This window comes from Sphingomonas sp. PL-96, assembly GCF_020707215.1.
Lineage (GTDB): Bacteria > Pseudomonadota > Alphaproteobacteria > Sphingomonadales > Sphingomonadaceae > Sphingomonas.
In genome coordinates this window covers 152,204-174,397 of record NZ_JAJFET010000007.1, presented here as the reverse complement: position 1 = coordinate 174,397, position 22,194 = coordinate 152,204, and the positions used below count along the sequence as shown (strand labels likewise).

The window sequence follows — 22,194 nt, the reverse complement described above, 5'->3', positions numbered from 1 at the left end:
AGCAACGCTAGCATGTCGGACGAACGCTTCGGTCTGCGCCGCCGCGCGCTGCTCGCCGGGCCGCTGCCGCTCGACGGCGGCGCGTCGCTGCCCGCAGTCGAGATCGGCTACGAGACCTATGGCACGCTGTCGCCGGCGGCCGACAATGCGGTGCTGGTCTGCCACGCGCTGACCGGCGACCAGTATCTCGCCTCCGACCATCCGGTCACCGGCAAGCCCGGCTGGTGGACGCGCATGGTCGGGCCCGGCAAGCCGATCGATACCGACCGCTGGTTCGTGATCTGCTCCAACGTGCTCGGCAGCTGCATGGGATCGTCCGGCCCCGCCTCGATTGATCCTGCGACCGGCCAGCAATGGGGCATGGCTTTTCCGGTCATCACCATTCGCGACATGGTGCGTGCGCAGGCGCTGCTGCTCGATCATCTCGGCATCGACCGGCTGGCCGCGGTCGTTGGAGGCTCGATGGGCGGCATGCAGGCGCTGTCCTGGGCGGCCACCTATCCCGAACGCGTCGAGGCAGCGGTGGTGATTGCCGCCACCGCGCGCCATTCCGCCCAGAACATCGCCTTTCACGAAGTCGGCCGCCAGGCGATCATGGCCGACCCGAAGTGGCGCAACGGCGCCTATTACGAGAGCGGCGACCCGCCCGCGGCCGGCCTGGCCGTCGCGCGCATGGCCGCGCACATCACCTATCTGTCGGAAGCCGGGCTCACCGCCAAGTTCGGCCGCCGCCTCCAGGCGCGCCCCGACGGGCAGGCCGGCGCCAAGACCTTCGGCTTCGACGCCGACTTCCAGGTGGAGAGCTATCTACGCCACCAGGGCCTCGCCTTCACCGACCGGTTCGACGCCAACTCCTACCTCTACATCACCCGCGCACTCGACTATTTCGACCTCGCCGAGGAGCATGGCGGCATGCTCGCCAACGCCTTCCGCGACACTGCCACGCGCTTCTGCATCGTCAGCTTCGACACCGACTGGCTTTACCCCACCGCCGAGTCGCGGGTGATGGTACAGGCGCTCAACGCCGCCGGCGCCCGCGCGAGCTTCGTCGAGCTCTCCAGCCCGTTCGGCCACGACGCCTTCCTGCTCGACTCGCCCGAACTCGACCGGGTGGTGCGTGGCTTCCTCACCTGGGGACGGGCATGATCGACATTTCCACCGACAAGAGCCGCCTGCAGCTCGACCGCATCCACGCCTGGCTTGCCAACACCTACTGGTCGCCCGGCATCGCCCGCGATCTGGTCGAGCGCGCGATCGCTGGCTCGACCTGCGTTGGCGCCTATCGCGACGGCGTGCAGATCGGCTTTGCCCGAGCCATCACCGACGGCGCGACCTTTGCCTGGGTCGCCGACGTGTTCGTGGACGAGGCCGCGCGCGGTCAAGGCATCGGCCGGGCGATGGTGGCGCATCTGACCGGGCTTCCCGAGCTTGCCGGTCTGCGCCGCTGGATGCTCGTCACCCGCGATGCGCATGGCGTCTATGCACCGCTCGGCTTCGCGCCGATCAACGACGTCGCAGATTACATGATCCACCGTCCGGGCGCAGTGCGGGAGACCGCGGCATGACCGCGCTGCGCCCCGACCTGGCCGTCATCGCCGCGAACGTGGCGGAGGGCGCGCGCGTGCTCGACGTCGGCTGCGGCGACGGCGCGCTGATGGCGGCGCTGCGCGACACCCGCGGCATTGACGCGCGCGGGCTGGAGATCGATCCCGGCAACGTCGCCGCCGCGGTCGCGCGCGGCCTGTCGGTGGTGCAGGGTGACGCCGACACCGACCTTGCCGGCTATCCAGACGCGAGCTTCGACTATGCGATCCTCAGCCAGACGCTGCAGACGACGATGCGCCCGCACGTGGTGCTCGACCATCTGCTGCGGATCGGCCGGCGCGCGTTCGTGTCTTTCCCGAACTTCGCGCACTGGCGGGTGCGTGCGTCCCTGCTGTGGGGCGGGCGGATGCCGGTCACCCGGCTGCTGCCGGTGCCGTGGTATGCGACGCCCAACATCCACCACGTCACCATCGACGACTTCCGCGCCTTTGTCGCCGAACGCGGCATCACCGTGGAAGAGGCCTGGTTCCTGAAAGGCGACCGCCGCACCAGCGCCGCCGCCGCCAACTTCCGCGCCGAACACGCGGTGTTCCTGCTTCGGCGATAGCTCCGCCCCACACGTAACCCGTACCCCGGCGAAGGCCGGGGCCCAGTTGCGGTTTCGTTCGACTGGGCACCCGCCTGCCTCCCCTCTCACGTGCTCCTGCGAAGGCAGGAGCCCAGGGTCCCGGGCGCCAACAGCCGTTGTCCTGCTTGGCCCTGGATCCCTGCCTGCGCAGGGATACGGTTCTTGCCGGGCGTATCGCAGGCACAAAAAAGGGGGCACGCGGCCCCCTTTTCCGATCGCATCGACGCCGCAAATCAGAACGGCACGTCGTCGTCCAGGTCGTCGCCGAAGCCACCACCAAAGCCACCGCCGCTGCTGCCGCCGCCCGAGCGGCCACCGCCGCCACCGCCGCTGCGCCCGCCGCCGCTGTTGAAGCTGCCGCCGCGACCGCCCGAACCACCGCCGAAATCGTCGCCACCGCCGAAGTCGTCGCCACCGCGGCTACCGCCGCCGCCGCCACCCTGACCGCCGCCGGGACCGTCGAGCATCGTCAGCACCGAGTTGAAGCCCTGCAGCACGATCTCGGTCGAATACTTGTCCTGGCCGTTCTGGTCCTGCCACTTGCGGGTCTGCAGCTGGCCTTCGATGTAGACCTTCGATCCCTTGCGCAGGAAGCGCTCGGCGACGTTCGCCAGGCCTTCGTTGAAGATCGCGACCGAATGCCACTCGGTCTTTTCCTTGCGCTCGCCCGAGTTGCGGTCCTTCCACGATTCGGATGTGGCGATGCGCAGGTTCACCACCTTGCCGCCGTTCTGAAAGCTGCGCGATTCCGGATCGCGGCCCAGGTTGCCGACCAGAATGACCTTGTTGACGCTGCCGGCCATGATGTCTCCATTACTCTCGAAAATGCGGGCGCGCGTGGCACCATATCCCCGCGATGTATGCCAGGCAGCGCGAGCGCGCTAGAGTGAGCATATGGCCGAGATCATCAACCTCAATCGCGCCCGAAAGGCCCGCGCCCGCGCTGAAAAGGCAGCGGAGGCCGACGTCAACCGCCACCGCTTCGGCCGCACCAAGGCGCAGAAGGCGGCGGAGGCACAGGATCGGGACCGGGCGGAACGCACCCTCGACGGCGCTCGCCGCGACGAAATCCCCGACTGATCCCCCAACCTAGTACCCCGGCGAAGGCCGGGGCCCAGTTGGGATGGCGGCTGAGAGGGCGCGCATCCTTTCAGGACGCACCGCAACTGGACCCCGGCCTCCGCCGGGGTACAGGAACGGCTACAACCCCAGCGCCACCGCGCTCCAGTAGGTGATCCCCGCCGCCGCATAGGCGAGCCCGAACAGGTAGGCGAGCATCAGCCCCGGCACCCGCCAGCCATTGGTCTCCCGCCGCACCACCGCGATCGTCGACAGGCACTGCGGCGCGAACACGAACCAGGCGAGGAAGGCGAGCGCCGTCGGCAGGCTCCAGCGGCCCGACAACCGCCCACCCAGTTCCTGCGCGCCCTGTTCCTCGTCGGCCGCATCGATCGCATAGACGGTCTGGAGCGCCGACACCGCGACCTCGCGCGCCGCCATTGCCGGGATCACCGCCAGCGACATCTCATGGTTGAAGCCGATCGGCCGCAGCACGACTTCCAACCCCGACGCGATCCGCCCGGCGGCCGAATATTCGCTCTGCTTCACCCCCTCCGGCGCCACCGGATAGGAGGCGAGCAGCCACAGCGCGACCGTGACGGTCATGATCGTCGTGCCCGCACGCCGCAGGAACACATAGGCGCGGTGCCACAGCCCCAGCCCCACGTCGCGCAGCGAAGGCATCTGGTAGCGCGGCATCTCCATCATGAAGCCGCCGCCCTGCCCCTTGGCCAGCGTCCGGCGCAGCACGAACGCCGCGAGCACCGCGCCGACGATACCGGACAGGTACAGCACGAACAGCACCAGCCCCTGCAGGCCGACGCCCGGCACCACCTGCCGCGCCGGAATGAACGCGCCGATGATCAGCGCATAGACCGGCAGGCGCGCCGAACAGGTCATCAGCGGCGCGATCAGGATCGTGGTCAGCCGCTCTTTGGGATCGTCGATCGCGCGCGTCGCCATGATGCCGGGGATCGCGCAGGCGAAGGAGGAGAGCAGCGGGATGAACGCGCGGCCCGAAAGCCCCACGCTCGCCATCAGCCGGTCCATCAGGAACGCGGCCCGCACCATGTATCCCGATGCCTCCAGCACCAGGATGAACAGGAACAGAATCAGGATCTGCGGCAGGAACACCACGACGGAGCCCACCCCGTTGATGATCCCTTCGACCAGCAGGTCACGCAGGAAGTTCTCCGGCAGCGTGGCCACTGCCGTGTCGGCCAGCCAGCCTTGCAGTCCCTCGATCCAGCCGATCGGCGCTTCCGACCAGCTGAACACCGCCTGGAACATCACGAACATCAGCGTGAGCAGGATGATCGGCCCGAACACCGGGTGCAGCGCGATGGCGTCCATCGATTTCGTCACGGCACGCGCACGCGGCTGTTCGGTGATCGCCACGCTCGCGACGCGGCGCGCCTCGCGCTGGAAATGGCGGATGTCGGCGTCGAAGCTGTCGAGCGGCGGCGGCAGGGTTGCAGGCGCACCCGCCAGCACCTCGGCCAGCGCGTCGCGCAAGGCATCGAGCCCGCGCTTGCGCACCGCGACCGTCGGCACCACCGGGCAGCCGATCTCCGCCGACAGCGCCGCCAGGTCGAACTTCAGCCCGTCGCGCTCGGCCATGTCGACCATGTTGAGCGCGACCAGCATCGGCCGGTCGAGCGCCTTCAATTGCAGAACGAAACGCAGATGATTGTCGAGGTTGGTGGCATCGGCCACCACCACCAGCACGTCGGGCAGCCGCTCGCCCTGCTGGCGGCCGAGCACCACGTCGCGAGTCACCGCCTCGTCGGGGCTGGAGGGATCGAGGCTGTAGGTGCCGGGCAGGTCGACCAGCTCGATCGGACGCCCGTCGGGCAGTGCCATGCGCCCGGAATGGCGCTCCACGGTCACGCCCGGATAATTGCCCACCTTCTGGCGCGCGCCGGTCAGCGCGTTGAACAAGGCGCTCTTGCCGGCATTGGGGTTGCCGACGAGCGCGACCAGCGGTGGGTGGTTCATGATCCTGTCCGAGTTGGCCTCAGTCGGCCGTGGTGCTGACGCGAATGGCGGCGGCGACATGGGGACGCAGCGCCACCATCATCCGGCCGATGCGGCAGGCGACTGGCCCGCCGCCGAGCCAGGCGCGGTGCAGCAGCTCGATCTCCACGCCCTCGTCCAGCCCGAACTCGCGCAGCCGCCGCGCCTCGGCGGGCTGCAGCGCGTCCCAATCCACACCCGCCACGCGCGCATGCTGGCGCTGGGCAAGGTGCGAGAGGCTGGCGTTGGGCGAAAGCATTGCGAGTGATTATCAATAGTTGACGCAGAAGGCCAGCTTTTTCGTTTTCAAACCGCCGGATAGCGCAGCCGGCCGATGAAGCGCGACAGGCTCAGCCGCCGCTCGCTCGACGCACGGCCGACCCATTGCGCCTTGGCCTTTTCGAACTGCATGATGTTGTCGATCCGCCGCGACAGGAACGCGCGGGTGTCGGCCCAGCCCTCGCTCTCGTCGTCCAGGAACACGGTCACGGTGGTGCCATAGACGGCCCCCAGCGTCGCCCGCTTGGTATAGTGGTTATAGTCGGTCGCGGTGTCGCCCGCGAGCCGCCACATCAGATCGACGCTGCGCCAGCCGAGCCGGGTGGCGCGGGCGAGATTCTGCGGCATCGCCAGGATCGCAAGCGCCCGGCGCAGCGCCTCCCGCTGGGGAGCGACGGCCGCGAGTCGCGCCTCGACCAGCGCGGTGATGCGCTGGCGGATCTTCATCGCGGCGAGCTGATCGGCCGGCAACTGCTCCATCATCAGCCGGTCGACATGTGCGAACCAGGCGTCGATCATGTCGACGGGACCCGGCAGCGCGGCGCGCGCCACGTCCGGGTCCACGCCCAGCTGCTCGGCCGCCATGGTCACGGCCGCCGGCGCCCAGCCGTCGAAGGCGGCGTTGGACGCCACCAGCGGCGCCAGCGCGGCGCGCAGCTCGTCGAGCGTTGCGTCTTGGAGGGATGCGGTCGCCATCACGGAGTCCTTCATGGGGTCAGGCATCCGATCTAGTCTGCCCGGCGACAGGCGCAACCTTCGGCTCGCGCCGGACCAGCACCAGCGCCGCGGCGACGAGCAGCGCGCCGATCCAGTCGGGAGTGCCGGGCCGCTCGCCATAGACCGCCCAGCCGATGCCGCCCGCCACGACCGGCTGAAGCAGCAGCGTGATCCCGATCACCAGCGGCGGCAGCCGTCCGAGCGCGTAGATCATCAGCCCCTGGCCGGAAACCTGGCTGACCAGCGCCAGCGCGATCAGCGGCCCCCAGCCGGCGACACCCGTCGGCACCAGCCGCTCGCCCAACCCGATCGCCAGCACCAGCAGCGGCGCCATCGTCGCGATCCCCGACAGTGCCAGCGCCGGCATCGGCGGCACCACCGCGCGCACTCGCGCCATGCCGATGAAGTAGACCGCGTAGGCCAGCCCCGCGAACAGCGCGAGCAGGTCGCCCACCAGATGCGCGTGCGACAGCTCCGCCGACTGGCCGAGCAACATGCCCCCGCCCACCGCCGCCAGCAGCAGGGCTGCGACCTGCGGCCGGCTGGGCCAGGCCCGCGCGATCAGAAAGCCATAGATGGGGTAGATCAGCGTCGCCGAATTGGCGAACAGCGTCGCATTGGCGAGCGTCGTGCGATGGATGCTGACGTTCCAGGTCGCCAGATCGGCAGCAAAGGCGAGCCCCGCCACCAGCAGCACCGGCCAGAAGGCGAAGCCGCGGCGCAGTGCTCCCGGCGTGGCGACCGCCGACCAGATCAGCAGTGCCGGCATCGCCAGCGCCAGCCGCCAGAAGCCGGTGGCGACCGGCCCGGTCTCCGCCAGCCGCACCAGCCATGGCCCGATCGCCAGCGCCACATTGGCGAGGATCGCGGCCGCCAGGCCTCCGGCGGTGCCGCGGCTGTCCGATGTCATCGGATCCGCCGCAGCCCCAGGCTCAGCCGAAACGCTGGCGCAGCGCCAGCATGGCGAGCGCCGCCTTTGCGGCTTCCCCGCCCTTGTCCTTGTCGTTGCGGTCGGCGCGCGCCAGCGCCTGCGCCTCGTCCTCGACGGTCAGGATGCCGTTGCCGATCGGCAGGCCGTCCATGGCCAGCGCCATCAGCCCGCGCGCGCTTTCGTTGGCGACGATCTCGAAATGATAGGTCTCGCCGCGGATCACCACGCCCAGTGCGACATAGGCGTCGAACTGGCCGGTCTCGGCCGCCATCGCGACGGCGCCGGGAATTTCCAGCGCGCCCGGCACCGTGATGATCTCATAATCCTGCCCGGCCTCCTGCAGCGCGGTGCGCGCGCCGTCGAGCAGCAGGTCGTTGAGGTGGTCGTAGAAGCGCGCTTCGACGATCAGAATGCGGGCCATGTCAGCGCTCCGTATCGATGGGACGCTCGCCGACGATCGACAGGCCATAGCCGTCGAGCCCGACGAGGGTGTGATGGGTGTTGGTGAGCAGCACCATTTCGGCGACGCCCAGTTCGTTGAGAATCATCGCGCCCACGCCATAGTCACGCAGCTGGTCCATGTCGGCGGCAGCCAGCTCGCCGGTGCGCGCCTGCATGGCGACGGTGAACTGGTCGAGTCGCGGCTTGTTGATCACCACGATCACGCCCGCGCCTTCCTCGCCGATGATCTCCATCGATCGGCTGAGCAGCTCGGCGCGGCTACCGGTCTCGCCAAAGATGTCGGCGAACGGCGACAGGCCGTGCATGCGCACCAGGGTCGGTTTGGTGGGATCGATGCGGCCCTTGACCAGCGCGACCTGCTCGCTTCCCGTGGCCTTGTTCCAGAAGGTCATCGCCGTCCACTCGCCGCCCCAACGGCTGGTGAAGCGGCTTTCCGCACGCTTCTCGACCAGATGGTCGTGGCGGCGGCGATAGGCGATCAGGTCGCGGATCGTGCCGATCTTGAGGCCGTGGAGCTGCGCGAAGCCGACCAGATCGTCGAGGCGCGACATGGTGCCGTCCTCGTTCATGATCTCGCAGATCACGCCCGCCGGGTTGAGCCCGGCGAGCCGCGACACGTCCACCGCCGCCTCGGTGTGACCGGCGCGCACCAGCACGCCGCCGTCGCGCGCGATCAGCGGGAAGACATGGCCCGGCGTCACGATGTCCGCCTTGCCCTTGGTCGCATCGACCGCGACCGCGATGGTGCGCGCGCGATCGGCGGCGGAGATGCCGGTGCTGACGCCTTCCTTTGCCTCGATCGAGACGGTGAAGGCGGTCTCGTGCCGGGTGCCGTTGTTGCGGCTCATCAGCTCGAGACCCAGTTCCTCGACCCGCGGCTTCGACAGCGCCAGGCAGACGAGGCCGCGGCCGTGCGTCACCATGAAGTTGATCTTTTCCGGCGTCGCCATCTGCGCCGGGATCACCAGATCGCCTTCATTCTCCCGGTCCTCGTCGTCGACCAGGATGAACATGCGCCCGTTGCGCGCCTCGTCGATGATTTCCTCGGGCGAGGAGAGGAAGCCGTGGCGAAGCCGAGCGGGTTCGAGGGAGCCGGGTTCAGGCAGCGTCATGCTGCGTCCTTTCACGATAGCGCTCCATGCGCTGGAGATAGCGGGCGAGCACGTCGATCTCGAGATTGACGGCCTGGCCCTGGGCGATGCCGGCAAAGGTGGTGACCTCGGCCGTATGGGGAATGATGTTGAGGCCGAAGCGCGTGCCTTCGGCTGCGTCCTCGACGCTGTTGACGGTCAGCGACACGCCGTCGACGGTTACCGATCCCTTGGCGGCCAGATACGGCGCGATCTCCGGGCCGGCCAGGATGGTGACGCGGTGCGATCCGCCCTCCTGGGTCACGTCCAGCACTTCGCCCAGCCCGTCGACATGGCCGGTGACGATGTGCCCGCCCAGCTCGTCGCCCAGCTTCAGCGCGCGTTCCAGGTTCAGCCGCCGCCCCGCGGTCCACTGGTCGCGCGCAGTGCGCGACACCGTCTCTCCCGACACGTCGACCGCGAACCAGCCCGGTCCCTTGTCGACCACGGTCAGGCACACGCCCGAACAGGCGATCGACGCGCCCAGGTCGACGGTTGCGGTGTCATAGGCGGTGTTGATGCGGACGCGCAGGTCGCCCGTCTGCTCGACGGCCTCGATGGTGCCGATGTCGGTGACGATTCCGGTGAACATATCAATCTCGCTCGCGCTCGTAGACTTCGAGCCGGTCGCTGCCAAGCGAACGCGACTCGTGCAATTTCCAGCGGCCGTGCGCCGCTTCCAGGCTGGTGAGGCCGATGTCCCCCACCGCCGACTTCCCGGCCCCGATCAGGATCGGCGCGCGGTGGAAGAGCAGCCGGTCGACCAGATCCGCGGCCAGAAAGGCGGCAGCGGCCCCCGCCCCGCCCTCGACCAGCAGATGGTCGACGCCGGTCAGCGCGCCCAGCTCGGCAAGATCCTGCAGCGCCTCCCACCCTTCCGGCGCGGGTCCACGCGTCAGCAGCAGCCGGCGCGGGCTTAGATGCTCCAGCCCCGGCAGCCGAACGTCCAGCCGCGGCGCATCCGCGTCATAGGTGCCGCGCCCGACCAGGATCGCCTCGTGCCGGGCGCGCTCGCGGTGCACGTCGGCGCGCGCCTCCGGCCCGGTGATCCAGCGGCTCTCGCCCGACGGCAGCGCAATGCGCCCGTCGAGCGAGGTCGCGAGCTTCAGCGTCACGTGCGGCCGCCCAAGGCGCAGACGGGTGAGGAACCCGGCCATGCTGCGCCGCGCGTCGTCGGTGCACACGCCCTCTTCCACCACGATCCCGGCAGCGCGCAGCCGATCGATCCCCAGCCCGTTCGTGCGCGGGTCGGGATCGGTCAGCGCCACCACCACGCGCGCCGGCTGTGCCGCCACGATCAGGTCGGCGCAGGCCGGTCCCCGGGGCGAGACATGCGCGCACGGCTCCAGCGTCACGTACAGCGTCGCGCCACGGGCGGCCTCGCCCGCTTCGGCGAGCGCCATCGCCTCGGCATGCGGCCGTCCGCCCGGCTGGGTCCAGCCGCGCCCGACCACGCGGTCGCCAGTGGCAACGATCACGCATCCGACATTGGGATTGGGCGCGGTCTGGCCGCGGCTGCGCTCGGCCAGCGCCAGCGCCTCGCCCATCCAGCGCGCATCGTCGGTCGTGTGGGCCAAGGAGGTCAAAGCCCCCAGGCGGTCATGCCGTCGTCGAGCTTCTTGAACTCGGCCTGGATCCGCGCGCGGCGCTTCTCCAGCTCCGCGATCTCCTTCTGGCGCTTGGCCTCGTCGATCTTCTGCTGGGCGCGGATCTCTTCGTCCGTGCGGTCCAGGCGCCAGTCCTGCACATAGATGATCTCGCGCTTGTACGGCCGCTCGAAGTGCGAATCATGGACGAAGGCCCAGATCCACAGACCCGTGAGCGTCACCGCCAACGCCAGGAACGCCCATTGGTGCGGCCGCCGGTGCGACAGGAACAGCCGCAGGTCGTGGTACGCACGCACGGGCGAAAGGTGGCGCAGGATCTTCATGCCGCCTCCAGATAGGCGCGGGGGCCGGCGGCGACCAGCCCCCGTGCCCCGGACCTCAGCCCCGCATCGGGAAACGCACCGTCACCCGGCGCCCGCCCTTGGCGGTCGTGCCGTCGCGCCGGCAGCGTCACCCGCCGATCGGCGGAAAGGCCTCAGCCCTCGTAGTCGCCGCCGACATTCTGGTTGCGCGGCGGGGCAGCGGCGGTGAGGCGCAGCGCCTCGGCCGACGCCGACAGCGAACCGATCTCGTCCGGTGCTTCCTCGTCGTCGATCTGCACCTTCTGCATGCCGGTGATGACCGATTCCTTGAGGACGTCCGGACGCACCGTCTCCTCGGCGATCTCGCGCAGCGCGACCACCGGGTTCTTGTCGCGGTCGCGCTCGAGCGTCAGCTCGGCGCCGCCGGAAATCTGGCGCGCCCGCTGGGCTGCCATCAGCACCAGGTCGAACCGGTTGGGGATCTTGTCGACGCAATCCTCGACGGTGACGCGCGCCATGGTCGCTTCCTCAAATAATGCACGGAGCAGGAAAGGCGTGGCGCCTATGCCAACCTCGCGCAAATGTCAATTTTTTCGGGCGCTTCCGCCGGAGGCTCGCCCCCGGCGGATGCCTTCCTACTCTACCGCGGCGACATTGTCGTCGCTGTTGCGGTCGATGTACTTGTTGTACGGATCGACTCCGGCAAACGCCGGCCGCTTCGCCGTCACCAGCCGCAGCTGCTGCACGCCGCTCCGGATCGGCCGCCGCTCCAGCATCAGCACGTCGCTGCGGTTAAACGATCCCAGCCCAGGCCGCGCGGTGAACAGCCCCACGTCGATCTGGTCGTCCAGTGCCGCCTGCGTCTCCTTGCCGCGGCCGTCGGCATAGGCCTTGCCGCCCTCGATCGTCAGCACCGTCTCATAGCGGCCGTCGGACAGCTTGCGGGTCTGCGCCGTCTTGAGCTTCAGGTCGTAGAGGGTGATGCGATCGAGCAGGTCGTCGACCAGCTGGCGCTCGCCGGGGTTGCGTGCCAGCCCGCGGAAGCCGTCGACCAGCTCCAGCGAATTGGCATAGGGCGCGCCCTTGAACCGGTGCCGGTCGAGCAGCCCGCGCAGCATCGCATTCACGCGATCCTCGCCCAGCCGGTCCTGCAGCAGGTAGAGCGCCACCGCGCCCTTGCGGTAGTGGATGTAGGGCTGGTTCTCGACCCGGTCGAGCGGCAGCTCCTCGATCGCCTCGCCGCCGCGCGAACCCAGGTAATTGTCGAGCTCGTACTTCAGGAAGCGGCGGATCTTATCCTCGCCGTACAGGTGCTTCATCACCATCAGCGCGGAATATTGCGCCATGGTCTCGACCAGCATGGTGCCGCCCTGCTGGTCCGCGCTGATCAGCTGGTGCGCCCAATATTGGTGCCCCAGTTCGTGCGCGGTGACATAGGTGACATAGTCGATCTCGTCGGGATCGCGGGTGTCGGCGATGAAGCCGATCTTCTCCGAATAGGGCACCGTGCCCGCAAATGCCTGGGCGAATGCGTCATAGCCCGGGAACTCGATGATGCGCGCATAGGTGAACTGATAGGGTCCGAACGCCTGGTCATAATAGCCGAGCGACCGCTTCATCGCGGCGAGCATCCGGTCGACGTTGAAGCCGTGGTTGGGCTGGTAGTAAACCTCCAGCTGCACTGGCCCGAACTGGTCGCGCCGCACCGCATAATCGGCCGACTGGACCGAGAAAAAGGCCAGGATCGGCGCGGTCGAGACGAAATGCGCGGTGCGCCGGCCATTGCTGGTGGTGTCGGACACGCGACGCCCCGGCGCGATCGGCACCTGGGGTGCGTCGGTGGTGACGGTGATGTCCGAATTCACCCAGTCGGCGTTTGCCAGATAGTTGCGCTGGCGCGCGGACACGTCCTCCAGCTTGGCCATGCGCAGTTCGGACGGCAGGCCGTAGCGGCGACGGGTGACGCGATCGGTCAGCAGCCCCTCGCGGCTCATCCCCAGCTGCGGCGCGAATTCGAAGTTGCTGAGAAAGCTGCCGTTCGCGACCAGCCGCGTGTCGTCCCCATTTGCGCGGAAGCCCCGCTGCGACCGCACGGTGCGGAACTCCAGCGTGCCGGTGGCGCCGGGCGCCAGCGGGCGGTCGAAGCGATAGAGCCGGTACTGGAACTCGACATCGTTGCTGGCGAGACGCGCACCCGGAACCGTGACCGAGGTGAGCTTCGTATCGGCATCGGGCAGCCGCACATGCAGCGTCTCGATCGGCTTTCCGCTGTCGTTGACGAAGCGGTAGAGCCCGTCGACCGTCATCCGCCGCTCGGACGGATGCAGGTCGATCGCCAGCCGTACGTCGGTGAGCGAAGGCTGCAGGACGTTTTCGTAGCGCAGATACTTCTTCTCATAATCCGCCATCCGCTGCTCGTTGGCGTCGCGGGTGCGGTATTCGTTGAGGATGTTGGTGTTGTAGAAGACGAACGCCCCGGTGCCGACGAACACCAGCAGCGCCACGCCCAGGATCACGCCCGGCACCCCGCGCACCCGTGCGGGCACGCGCCGCAGCCGCGGCAGCAGCCGGGTCTCGGTCCCGCGCCGCCACAACAGATGCGCCAGCGTCGCCAGGATCACCGCCGCTGCGCCCCAATAGAGCCGCAGCCACCAGGCGGCAGCCCCGCCGACCTGATCGCCGTTCATGTCCGAAAGCCTGGGCGTCGGCCCCGCGCCGTACAGGTAGAGCGGGTGTTCGAACCCCAGATTGCTCAGCGTCAGCGTGGCGACGATGTAGACGACCATGATCGCCCAGCCGACGTATTTGTTGGGGCTGAGCGCCTGGACGAACACCGACAGGATCGCCAGCAGCACCATGTCGACCGTCTGCGGCAGCAGGTACCAGGCGAAATATTCGCCCAGCGACACGTCGCCCCCGCCGCGCGCCAGCTGCACCAGGATCGCGGCGATGGCGGCCACCAGCAGCGTGGTGAACAGCACCCCCGTCACCGCCAGCGCCTTGGGCACCATATAGGCCCAGTTGGGCAGGGGCGTCGCGTCGATGATCTCGTGGATCTTGCGGTCGCGGTCGCGCCAGACCAGCTCGCCCGCATAATAGATGGCGATGATGATCGGGATCAGCCCGAAACCGCCAGTCAGCGTCTCGATCAGCGCAAAGGTGAGCGGCCGCGCCGGCGTGCCATAGATTTCGCCGGCAAAGATCAGCGCGCCGACCGTGTTGAACAGGCCGACGACCAGCAGCACCAGGAACGCCGGGCTGCGGAACACCTGCGCCATTTCGAACCGGCAGCGGGTGAGGAGCCGCGACCAGGTCGCCGCTTCGGGATGCGGCGCAGGCAGCCGGTCGACCAAACGCGGTGCAGTCTGCGCCAGCTTCGCCTCGCGCCGCGCCTGCTTGCGCAGGCGGCGCTTGGAAATGCCGCGCTCGGCAAAGCGGAACCGCCACACGGCAAAGGCAAGGGCTGCAAGCGCGACGCCGATCCAGATCAGCCGGTTGGCGAGCAGCGCCCCGTCGAGCGGCGGCAGGATCGCGTTGCGCTCGGCCGCGGTGAAATAGCGGGTCGCATTGCTGATCGCGGCGACGCCGAACGGCTCGACATAGCCCGCGACCTGGCGCCATTCGGGCTGGCGGCCGATCATGGTGCTCATCACCGCATAGAGCACCAGGAACACGATCACGCCGACATAGCTGCCCATCATCGACCGGGTGACCGTCGCCACCGCAAAGAAGATCGCGGCGGTCAGCAGCAGGTTGGGCAGCGCCACCACGAAATAGGCCCAGGCAAAGGCCGCAGGCATCGTCGGCCCCAGCCGCTCCGGATCGATCCAGGGCATCAGCGAGCCGACCCAGATCGCAAGCGGAATGGCGAGAAACGCCACCGCCGCGGCCAGGAACGCGCCGGTGAAGCGCCCCATCAAATACTGGAAGCGGGTGACGCGCGTCGTGCGCACCATCGGGCCGAAGCCCGATTCATCGTCGCGCACCACCACGTTCGCCACGAACGCGGTCGTCACGAACATGAAGAACAGCGAGAAAATCGCGTGGACCTGGACGATGGCAAAGGGGCTGTTGGCGTGGACGTTGCCGCCCGCGCCGATCTGGATGTGCTCGCTCGCCACCGACCCGAAGGTCAGCAGGAAGAACAGGCCTGCGACCACCCAGAACACCGGGCTGCCGAACTGGTAGCGGAGTTCGAACCCCGCGATTTTGCGAAACATCGCTCGGTACCTCCCGTCAGGCTGCGATGGCAGCGGTGTCGACGGGACGGCGGGTGCGCGCGAGGGTCGCGAAATACACGTCCTCCAGCCCGCCGCGCACCGGCTCGTACCCGTCGCCGGGATCGACCTCGGACAGGATGTGGACGATGGTCCGCCCGGCAAACAGGCGGGTGGAGATGAGCTCGTGGCGCTCGCGCACCGCGTCCAGTTCGTCGCGGCGGATCGCCTTGGCCCAGACGGTGCCGCGCGCCCGCTCGATCAGCGCCAGCGGCGCACCCTCCAGCCGGATCTTGCCGCCGGCCAGCACCGCCATGCGCGGGCAGAGATCGGCCACGTCCTCGACGATGTGGGTGGACAGGATCACGACGACATTCTCGCCGATCTCGGCCAGCAGGTTGAGGAAGCGGTTGCGCTCCTCCGGGTCCAGGCCGGCGGTCGGCTCGTCGACGATGATGAGCCGCGGGTTGCCGATCAGCGCCTGGGCGATGCCGAAGCGCTGGCGCATGCCGCCCGAAAAGCCGGCGATCGCCTTTTTGCGCACGCTCCACAGGTTGACCTGGTTGAGCAGAGTCTCGACCGTCGCCTTGCGATCCGCGGCCGAGGCGATGCCCTTCAGCACCGCCATATGGTCGAGCATGTCATAGGCCGAAACGCGCGGGTAGACGCCGAAGTCCTGCGGCAGATAGCCCAGGGTCTCGCGCAGCCGCTCCGGCTGGGCGATCACGTCGATGTCGCCAAAGGTGATGCTGCCGCTGGTCGGCGTCTGCAGCGTGGCGACCGTGCGCATCAGCGTCGACTTGCCCGCGCCATTGGGACCCAGCAGCCCGAACATCCCCGTCGGCACCGACAGCGTCACATCGTCGAGCGCCCGCGTGCCATTGCCATAGACATGGCTGACGTTCCGAAGCTCCAGCATCCCATTCCTCCCACCCCAGGAATGCGGATGCTAGCGCGGTGTCCTACGTCACTAAAGCAGTTTTTGCGGGCCGGAGTGGATCGAAATGGAGCGGACATCCGCCGCGTCCCTTCCGCGCTCCTGCACAGGCAGGAGCACGGTTGGCGCAAGAGGAATCACGCAAACACCGTCTTCGGGATATGCGTGATCCGGCACGCCAGGTCCGCCTCGCCCGACGCCACTACATAGACGTCGCCATGCTCGGCGATGCCGGTGGTGAACACCACATCCCGGACGTACATCTTGTCCTCGAACGGCCGGGTCAGTTCCGGATTCGCCTCCAGCAGCGGCGGGTGCTGGGTCGCCACCGTCCGCCACGGCTCCTCCGCATCCAGGATCGTCCAATAGGTGCGATAGATGCCGACGACTTCATGCGGCTCGACGCCATGCCACAGGCTCAGCCAGCCGCGTTTGGTGCGGATCGGCGGAGTGCCGCCGCCCATGCGCGCGGTCGCCACGGTCGCTGCATGCGGGCGGATGCCGGGCTGACGGCACGGCTTCCAATGGAGCAGGTCCGGGGACGTCGCCAGGTTGATCGACGGCCCGGCACGCCATTCGCTGTCCGGCGGATAGGCGAAATACAGGTCGCCGAGCGGCCGGGTCTGCGCCCAGAACTGCCCGCCCACCTTCCCCTCGAAGATCAGCATGTCCTTGTTCTGGTGGTCGAGCACCATGTCCTCGAACCGCCAGTCGAGCCCGTTGTCGGAGCTGTAGAGCGTCGTCGAGTGCCGCTCGGGACTGACCGAACAGGTGGTCATCCAGTAGCGGTCGTCGATGCGGCTGATCCGCGCATCCTCCACGCCATAGCATTGCCAGCTGCCCTGCGGCGCCACTGCGCGATCATAGTGTACCGCAACCACCGCCAGCCCGTCCGGCGACAGCTCGACCGGCAGCAGCCACGACAGGGAAGTCAGCGCCATCACCCGCCAGGTACCGCCGGTCAGCAGGAACTTGCGCGGATCGGACGTGTCGGCATGCTCCAGGGGCCAGGCATCGAGCACATAGCGCCCGGCGCTTCCCTCCTCGCCCTCCCAGCGGATTGCATGCACCTTGGCGCCGTGGATCGGCTTGCGCAGCGCCTCCGCCACCCGGACCATCATCAGCAGGTTGCCGTTCGCCAGCCGGGTGAGGCCGGGGTTGAACGCGCCCAGCACGTACGTCTCCGCATCGAGCTGCCCGGCCAGTGGCGAGCGCGACAGATCGACGTCGTCGGGGGTGAAGACCAGCCGGTCGACCTCGTAGCTCATTCCGCGGCTTGCGCGCGCGGAACGATCACCAGCTGTTGCACCACCGTCCGGCGCGGCTGGGTGAGCATATAGTGAACGCCTACCGCGATGTCCTCGGCGCGCAGCATGGTCTCCTTGCCGATCTGCTCGCGCTGCTTCTCCACCGGCACGTCGGGCAGCTGCATGTCGCTGCCGGTCTTGCCCGGCTCGACCCGCGCCGCAATGGCGCGGCCGATGCCGGTGGTGCCGCCCGTGATCGCCACGCGGCGCCCGGCAAGCGACCGGACCTGGGTATGGGCGTCTGGGCTGTCGGTCATGCGGGCTCCTGGCGATCGTTCCGGAACAAGAGCCTGCGTGCCTCGAAGTTCCGCCGGGCGGAGCCTCTCACAGGCGGCGCTCCACTTGTCCGGTTCTGCCCGCACCCCGCTTGTCCCGAGCAGGCATCGAGCGTGTCGAAAGGCGGATTGCGGTGGCTCTCTCGATACGTGGCTTCGACAGGCTCAGCCCCGCCTCAGCACGAACGGTTCGGCAGAAGATCGCTCCGCCTAGCCCAGTCGCCGCAGCGTCTCCAGATCCCGCTGCCCGGCGAAAAACGCGTCCAGCACCGCACCGAACACCGGTTCCTCAGGCGCCACCGCTTCGAACAGCGTCATCGAGGATCGCAGCTTCACGGCGTCGATCCCGCCCAGCACCGCCTCCGCCGATCGCCCGCGATGCGCCAGCAGCGCCGCCGCCGCTTTGCGCAGCCGCTCTCCAAGCACCGGATGCGCGAGAAACGCCCGCGCCTCCTCGGCATCGGCGATCGCAAAGAAGCGCGCGGTCTCGCTACGGCCGAGGCCGGCGATCTGCGGGAAGATGAACCACATCCAGTGGCTGGTCTTGCGCCCTGCCTTCAGCTCGGCGAGCGCATCGCGCCAGACACTCGCCTGCGCCTCCACGAAGCGGTCGAGCGCAGCCACCGCCTCAGCCCCGCCAGGCCGTGACGAGATAGTCGAGCCGCGTGTCGTCCGAGATGCTGAACCCCCGCGACGCCGTGAAGGACAGCCCCCGCACCTCGCCAACCGTCAGCCCCTCAGCCCGAAGCAAGGCGGTGAGTTCGTCGGGCGTCAGGAACTTGTCCCAATCATGCGTGCCCCGCGGGATCGCGCCCACGCCTTCCGCCAGGGTGATCATCGCCAGCCGCGACAGGGGCGTGCGGTTGGGCGTCGACACCACCATCAGCCCGCCCGGCGCCAGCGCCCCGGCCAGCCCTGCGACGAAGCCGGCCGGATCGGCGACATGCTCGATCACCTCCAGCGAGGTGACCAGGTCGAACTGCCGCCCCGCCACCGCTTCCACGCCGCCTGCGACATATTCGATCGCCAGCCCCTGCGCTTCGGCATGCGCCCGCGCCGCACCGACATTCTCGGGCGCCGCATCGACGCCCGTCACCGCCGCACCCAGCCGCGCGAGCGGCTCCGCCAGCAGCCCGGCGCCACAGCCGACGTCCAGCGCGGTGCGGCCAGCCAGCGGCGTGAAGCTCTGTCCGTCGCCGCTCCAGTGCGCGTCGATCGCCTGGCGCAGGAACCCCAGCCGCGCCGGGTTCAACCGGTGCAGCATTGCCGAGGAGCCATGCGGATTCCACCAGTCGGCCGCAAGCTTGCCGAAATGCGCAGCCTCCGCCGCCACCACGCTGCCGTTCGCCGCCTGCGCCAGCGGCGCTTCACTTGCCAATGCCATGTCCCCTCCCTATCAGCCCAACCCGATGTTCCCAAGGGGGTGAGGCGCTCGGTACATGGCACGCATCGTGATGAAGTTCGGCGGCACCTCCATGGCCGGGATCGAGCGCATCCGCAGCGTTGCCCAGCGCGTGAAACGCGAATGGGAAGCCGGCAACCAGGTCGCCGTGGTCGTCTCCGCCATGGCGGGCGAAACCGACCGGCTGGTCGGCTTCTGCCGCGAAGCCTCGTCGCTCTATGATCCGCGCGAATATGACGTGGTGGTCGCCGCCGGCGAGCAGGTGACGAGCGGGCTGCTTGCCATCGCACTCCAGGCAATCGGCGTGCCGGCGCGCAGCTGGCTCGGCTGGCAGCTGCCCATCCACACCTCGGACGCGCACGCCTCCGCCCGCATCGGCGAGATCGACACGGCCGCGCTCAACGCCGCCACTGCGGGGGGCGAAGTGGCGGTGATCCCGGGCTTCCAGGGGCTGGCCGATGACGGCCGCGTGACCACGCTCGGCCGCGGCGGATCGGACACCTCGGCAGTCGCGGTCGCAGCCGCCATGCAGGCCGACCGCTGCGACATCTACACCGACGTCGACGGCGTCTACACGACCGATCCGCGCATCGTGCCCCGGGCACGCAAGCTCAAGCGCGTGACCTATGAGGAAATGCTGGAGCTCGCCAGCGTCGGTGCCAAGGTGCTGCAGACGCGCTCGGTCGGGCTTGCGATGAAGGAAGGGGTCCGCGTCCAGGTGCTGTCGTCCTTCGCCGATGCGGATGCGGCGGCGGAGCCGGGCACGATGATCGTGGGCGAAGAGGAAGTGGACGACATGGAACGCCAGCTCATTACCGGTATCGCGCACGACAAGAACGAGGCCAAGATCACGCTGACCGAGGTGCCGGATCGTCCGGGCGCGGTGGCGGCGATCTTTGGCCCGCTTGCCGACACCGGCATCAACGTCGACATGATCGTCCAGAACGTGGCGCATTCGACCGGCTCGACCGACGTCACCTTCACGATCAACCAGAGCGAGCTGCCGCGGGTGCTCGACGTGCTGGATCGGGAGAAGGCGACGATCGGCTATCAGCGGCTGGTCCACGACACCCGCGTCGCCAAGATTTCGGTGGTCGGCGTCGGCATGCGCAGCCATGCGGGCGTCGCCTCCACCATGTTCAAGACGCTGGGCGACCGCGGCATCAACGTGCAGGCGATCACCACCTCGGAGATCAAGGTCAGCGTGCTGATCGAGGAAGATTATACCGAGCTGGCGGTGCGCGTGCTCCACACCGCCTATGGCCTGGACGCGGAGGAAACCGCCGCCTGACCGGGCGGCGGGCTCACTCCCCCAGCAGGTGCAGCGCGATCCGCCGCCGATGGGCTGCGCGGCGGTGCTCGAACAGATAGATCCCCTGCCAGGTGCCGAGCACCGGCCGGCCATTCGCGACCGGGATCGACAGCTGCACGCCGGTCAGCGCCGCGCGCAGATGCGCGGGCATGTCGTCCGGCCCCTCGTCATCATGCGCATAGGCATGGCGGTCCTCCGGCGCGATCCGGCTGAAATAGGCAAGCAGGTCGTCCCGCACCTCCGGCGCGGCATTCTCCTGCACCAGCAGCGAGGCGGAGGTATGGCGGCAGAACAGCGTCAGCAGCCCGGTCGCCATGCTCTGTTCGGCCACCCAGCCGCACACGTCGCGCGTCATCTCCACCAGCCCCTGGCCTCGGGTGGGCACCTCCAGCTCGCCGATCGCCTGCCGCACGGTCTTGTCTCCTTTGCCAACGCCCCCTGCTCCGCGTGGAGCTGATCTTGGTCCGGATCCACCATCGCCGCCCCAGGACCTAGACTCTTCAAAGCGGACGGGCGGTAATCGCCCAATTGCAGACATGCCGTCTCAGGGTTACGCATCGCCGGATGCGAACGGCAAACCTCCTCGTCGGGATTGTTGCGATCTTATGGTTCGCGCTGTTTCTGATGGGGCGAGGACTTATTCGCGGAGTCTATCTGCAAGGTCCAAGCATCGGACCTAACGCAGGGCAGATCGACTACTACCTTGTATATCCTATGATGGCTGTTGTGTTACTCCTGTTAGCCGGCTGGGCGGGCAACCTCTTTCGCAAGCCACTCCTAATCGTGATCCCCTCCGCTTTCATCGGTCTTGCCATCCTTCCATTTCTGTTTGGATATACGGGTGGAATGTAGACCTCGGACGGCAGCTAACCACCAACCGCGGACGTTCAGTGCTTCATCTGGGGCCGTCATTCCTAGGTTCACGACCCAGCCTGACGGTTTTGTCCCGCTTTCGAAGCCGGCAGGTGTTCCACCTGCCTCGAAACCGCTCTAGGGGCGCGCAATGACCACCGCTTCCTCCGTCGGCGCCGAGCGCCTTGCCCGCCGCATGGCCCGCGGCGCCGCCTTCCTGGGTACCGAAACCGCGATCCTGTGCGGCGCCATGTCCTGGGTGTCCGAGCGCAACCTCGTCGCCGCCATCTCCAACGCCGGCGGCTTCGGCGTGATCGCGTGCGGCGCGATGACGCCCGAACTGCTCGATGCCGAGATCGCCGCCACCAAGGCGCTGACGGACAAGCCGTTCGGCGTCAACCTCATCACCATGCACCCGCAGCTGATGGATCTGATCGCGGTTTGCGCCCGCCACCAGGTCGGCCATGTCGTGCTCGCGGGTGGCCTGCCGCCGGCAGGTAGCCTCGACGCGATCAAGGCATCCGGCGCCAAGGTGATCTGCTTCGCGCCCGCACTCGCGCTCGCCAAGAAGCTGATCCGCTCGGGCGTCGACGCGCTGGTGATCGAGGGCATGGAGGCCGGCGGCCACATCGGTCCGGTCTCGACCAGCGTGCTCGCACAGGAAATGCTGCCAGAGATCGCGGAAGCCCTGCCGGTGTTCGTCGCCGGCGGCATCGGTCGCGGCGAGGCGATCGCCGGCTATCTCGACATGGGTGCCGCCGGCGTCCAGCTCGGCACGCGCTTTGCGTGTGCGACCGAATCGATCGCCCACCCCAATTTCAAGAAGGCGTTCTTCCGCGCCTCGGCGCGCGACGCGGTCGCCAGCGTCCAGATCGACGCGCGCCTGCCGGTGATCCCGGTCCGCGCGCTCAAGAACGCGGGGTCGGAGCTCTTCACCGCCAAGCAGCGCGAAGTCGCCCAGTCGCTCGACGAAGGCGCGCTGGCGATGGCCGAGGCGCAGCTCCAGATCGAGCATTACTGGGCGGGGGCCCTGCGCCGTGCGGTGATCGACGGCGATGTCGAGCATGGCAGCGTGATGGCGGGCCAGTCGGTCGGCATGGTCAAGACCGAGGAACCGGTCGCCACCATCCTCGCCACGCTGATGGAAGAAGCCGCCGCCGCGCTGGAAAAGCGCACGGCGTAAGCGGCCGGTCCCGCCGCCCCCGTTCTCGTAATC

Annotated in this window: 24 protein-coding genes; 6 read left to right on the top strand and 18 right to left on the bottom strand. The window is 68.5% G+C overall.

The features are described from left to right. Positions 1 to 12 precede the first annotated feature (12 nt). The 3 genes from metX to metW are packed head-to-tail and all read left to right on the top strand — an operon-like array spanning position 13 to position 2,152. Entirely contained in the window at positions 13 to 1,146 is a 1,134-nt protein-coding gene (gene metX / locus LK533_RS13705) for a homoserine O-acetyltransferase MetX (protein ID WP_229363632.1), read from the top strand. Then, positions 1,143 to 1,565 (top strand): GNAT family N-acetyltransferase, encoded by a 423-nt coding sequence (locus LK533_RS13700; protein ID WP_229363631.1) that lies wholly within the window; start codon positions 1,143 to 1,145, stop codon positions 1,563 to 1,565. Before metX ends, LK533_RS13700 begins: the two co-directional genes overlap by 4 nt. After that, positions 1,562 to 2,152 carry a methionine biosynthesis protein MetW gene (gene metW / locus LK533_RS13695; RefSeq protein WP_229363630.1) on the top strand — a complete coding sequence of 197 codons (591 nt, stop codon included), beginning with the start codon at positions 1,562 to 1,564 and terminating at the stop codon, positions 2,150 to 2,152. The genes LK533_RS13700 and metW overlap by 4 nt, the downstream gene beginning before the upstream one ends. A 254-nt stretch (positions 2,153 to 2,406) precedes the next feature. On the opposite strand, the gene ssb is transcribed toward metW, so the two are convergent. Continuing rightward, positions 2,407 to 2,976 (bottom strand): single-stranded DNA-binding protein, encoded by a 570-nt coding sequence (gene ssb / locus LK533_RS13690; protein WP_267495403.1) that lies wholly within the window; start codon positions 2,974 to 2,976, stop codon positions 2,407 to 2,409. A 91-nt stretch (positions 2,977 to 3,067) separates the two neighbouring features. Here ssb and LK533_RS13685 point away from each other — a divergent pair, with 91 nt between their 5' ends. Beyond that, a complete protein-coding gene (locus LK533_RS13685; RefSeq protein WP_229363629.1) occupies positions 3,068 to 3,253 on the top strand; it encodes a DUF4169 family protein in 186 nt (61 codons plus the stop codon). 120 nt (positions 3,254 to 3,373) lie between these two features. On the opposite strand, the gene feoB is transcribed toward LK533_RS13685, so the two are convergent. The 16 genes from feoB to ubiG all read right to left on the bottom strand — a co-directional run bounded on the left by feoB (position 3,374) and on the right by ubiG (position 18,796). Further along, the gene (gene feoB, locus LK533_RS13680; RefSeq protein WP_229363628.1) at positions 3,374 to 5,230 is read right to left on the bottom strand and encodes a ferrous iron transporter B; all 1,857 of its coding nucleotides are present in this window, start codon (positions 5,228 to 5,230) and stop codon (positions 3,374 to 3,376) included. Between the two features lie 19 nt (positions 5,231 to 5,249). After that, positions 5,250 to 5,507, bottom strand: a complete 258-nt coding sequence (locus LK533_RS13675) for a FeoA family protein (RefSeq protein WP_229363627.1) — start codon at positions 5,505 to 5,507, stop codon at positions 5,250 to 5,252. A 47-nt stretch (positions 5,508 to 5,554) separates the two neighbouring features. Further along, complete coding sequence (locus LK533_RS13670) at positions 5,555 to 6,223, bottom strand: COQ9 family protein (RefSeq protein WP_229363626.1); 669 nt, start codon at positions 6,221 to 6,223, stop codon at positions 5,555 to 5,557. A 19-nt stretch (positions 6,224 to 6,242) separates the two neighbouring features. Continuing rightward, positions 6,243 to 7,154: a DMT family transporter gene (locus LK533_RS13665; RefSeq protein WP_229363625.1), complete on the bottom strand. Its 912-nt coding sequence runs from the start codon at positions 7,152 to 7,154 to the stop codon at positions 6,243 to 6,245. A gap of 22 nt (positions 7,155 to 7,176) precedes the next feature. Further along, entirely contained in the window at positions 7,177 to 7,596 is a 420-nt protein-coding gene (ribH, locus tag LK533_RS13660; RefSeq protein WP_229363624.1) for a 6,7-dimethyl-8-ribityllumazine synthase, read from the bottom strand. 1 nt (position 7,597) lies between these two features. After that, the gene (gene ribB / locus LK533_RS13655; protein ID WP_229363622.1) at positions 7,598 to 8,749 is read right to left on the bottom strand and encodes a 3,4-dihydroxy-2-butanone-4-phosphate synthase; all 1,152 of its coding nucleotides are present in this window, start codon (positions 8,747 to 8,749) and stop codon (positions 7,598 to 7,600) included. Then, a complete protein-coding gene (locus LK533_RS13650; RefSeq protein ID WP_229363621.1) occupies positions 8,736 to 9,359 on the bottom strand; it encodes a riboflavin synthase in 624 nt (207 codons plus the stop codon). Before LK533_RS13650 ends, ribB begins: the two co-directional genes overlap by 14 nt. A gap of 1 nt (position 9,360) precedes the next feature. Next, positions 9,361 to 10,353 carry a bifunctional diaminohydroxyphosphoribosylaminopyrimidine deaminase/5-amino-6-(5-phosphoribosylamino)uracil reductase RibD gene (ribD, locus tag LK533_RS13645; protein ID WP_420705861.1) on the bottom strand — a complete coding sequence of 331 codons (993 nt, stop codon included), beginning with the start codon at positions 10,351 to 10,353 and terminating at the stop codon, positions 9,361 to 9,363. Beyond that, on the bottom strand, positions 10,350 to 10,697 hold the full coding sequence (locus tag LK533_RS13640) for a hypothetical protein (RefSeq protein WP_229363619.1): 348 nt from the start codon (positions 10,695 to 10,697) through the stop codon (positions 10,350 to 10,352). The genes ribD and LK533_RS13640 overlap by 4 nt, the downstream gene beginning before the upstream one ends. A 152-nt stretch (positions 10,698 to 10,849) precedes the next feature. Next, complete coding sequence (rpoZ, locus tag LK533_RS13635; RefSeq protein WP_229363618.1) at positions 10,850 to 11,194, bottom strand: DNA-directed RNA polymerase subunit omega; 345 nt, start codon at positions 11,192 to 11,194, stop codon at positions 10,850 to 10,852. Between the two features lie 117 nt (positions 11,195 to 11,311). Further along, on the bottom strand, positions 11,312 to 14,896 hold the full coding sequence (locus LK533_RS13630; protein WP_229363617.1) for an ABC transporter permease/M1 family aminopeptidase: 3,585 nt from the start codon (positions 14,894 to 14,896) through the stop codon (positions 11,312 to 11,314). A 16-nt stretch (positions 14,897 to 14,912) separates the two neighbouring features. Beyond that, complete coding sequence (locus tag LK533_RS13625) at positions 14,913 to 15,812, bottom strand: ABC transporter ATP-binding protein (RefSeq protein WP_229363616.1); 900 nt, start codon at positions 15,810 to 15,812, stop codon at positions 14,913 to 14,915. A 155-nt stretch (positions 15,813 to 15,967) separates the two neighbouring features. Beyond that, positions 15,968 to 17,098, bottom strand: coding sequence for a glycosidase (locus LK533_RS13620; RefSeq protein WP_229363614.1), 1,131 nt, complete (start codon positions 17,096 to 17,098; stop codon positions 15,968 to 15,970). Next, positions 17,095 to 17,394 carry a hypothetical protein gene (locus LK533_RS13615; protein WP_324255305.1) on the bottom strand — a complete coding sequence of 100 codons (300 nt, stop codon included), beginning with the start codon at positions 17,392 to 17,394 and terminating at the stop codon, positions 17,095 to 17,097. Before LK533_RS13615 ends, LK533_RS13620 begins: the two co-directional genes overlap by 4 nt. A 228-nt stretch (positions 17,395 to 17,622) precedes the next feature. After that, positions 17,623 to 18,036 (bottom strand): DUF1810 domain-containing protein, encoded by a 414-nt coding sequence (locus LK533_RS13610; RefSeq protein WP_229363613.1) that lies wholly within the window; start codon positions 18,034 to 18,036, stop codon positions 17,623 to 17,625. 4 nt (positions 18,037 to 18,040) lie between these two features. Further along, entirely contained in the window at positions 18,041 to 18,796 is a 756-nt protein-coding gene (ubiG, locus tag LK533_RS13605; protein ID WP_229363612.1) for a bifunctional 2-polyprenyl-6-hydroxyphenol methylase/3-demethylubiquinol 3-O-methyltransferase UbiG, read from the bottom strand. A gap of 55 nt (positions 18,797 to 18,851) precedes the next feature. Between ubiG and LK533_RS13600 the strand changes: the two genes are divergently transcribed. After that, positions 18,852 to 20,105 carry an aspartate kinase gene (locus LK533_RS13600; RefSeq protein WP_229363610.1) on the top strand — a complete coding sequence of 418 codons (1,254 nt, stop codon included), beginning with the start codon at positions 18,852 to 18,854 and terminating at the stop codon, positions 20,103 to 20,105. A gap of 13 nt (positions 20,106 to 20,118) precedes the next feature. Here LK533_RS13600 and LK533_RS13595 read toward each other — a convergent pair whose 3' ends face one another. After that, the gene (locus LK533_RS13595) at positions 20,119 to 20,538 is read right to left on the bottom strand and encodes a secondary thiamine-phosphate synthase enzyme YjbQ (protein WP_229363609.1); all 420 of its coding nucleotides are present in this window, start codon (positions 20,536 to 20,538) and stop codon (positions 20,119 to 20,121) included. Between the two features lie 591 nt (positions 20,539 to 21,129). On the opposite strand from LK533_RS13595, the gene LK533_RS13590 reads away from it, so the two are divergent. Then, positions 21,130 to 22,161, top strand: coding sequence for an NAD(P)H-dependent flavin oxidoreductase (locus tag LK533_RS13590; protein WP_229363608.1), 1,032 nt, complete (start codon positions 21,130 to 21,132; stop codon positions 22,159 to 22,161). The last annotated feature ends 33 nt before the right edge of the window (positions 22,162 to 22,194 follow it).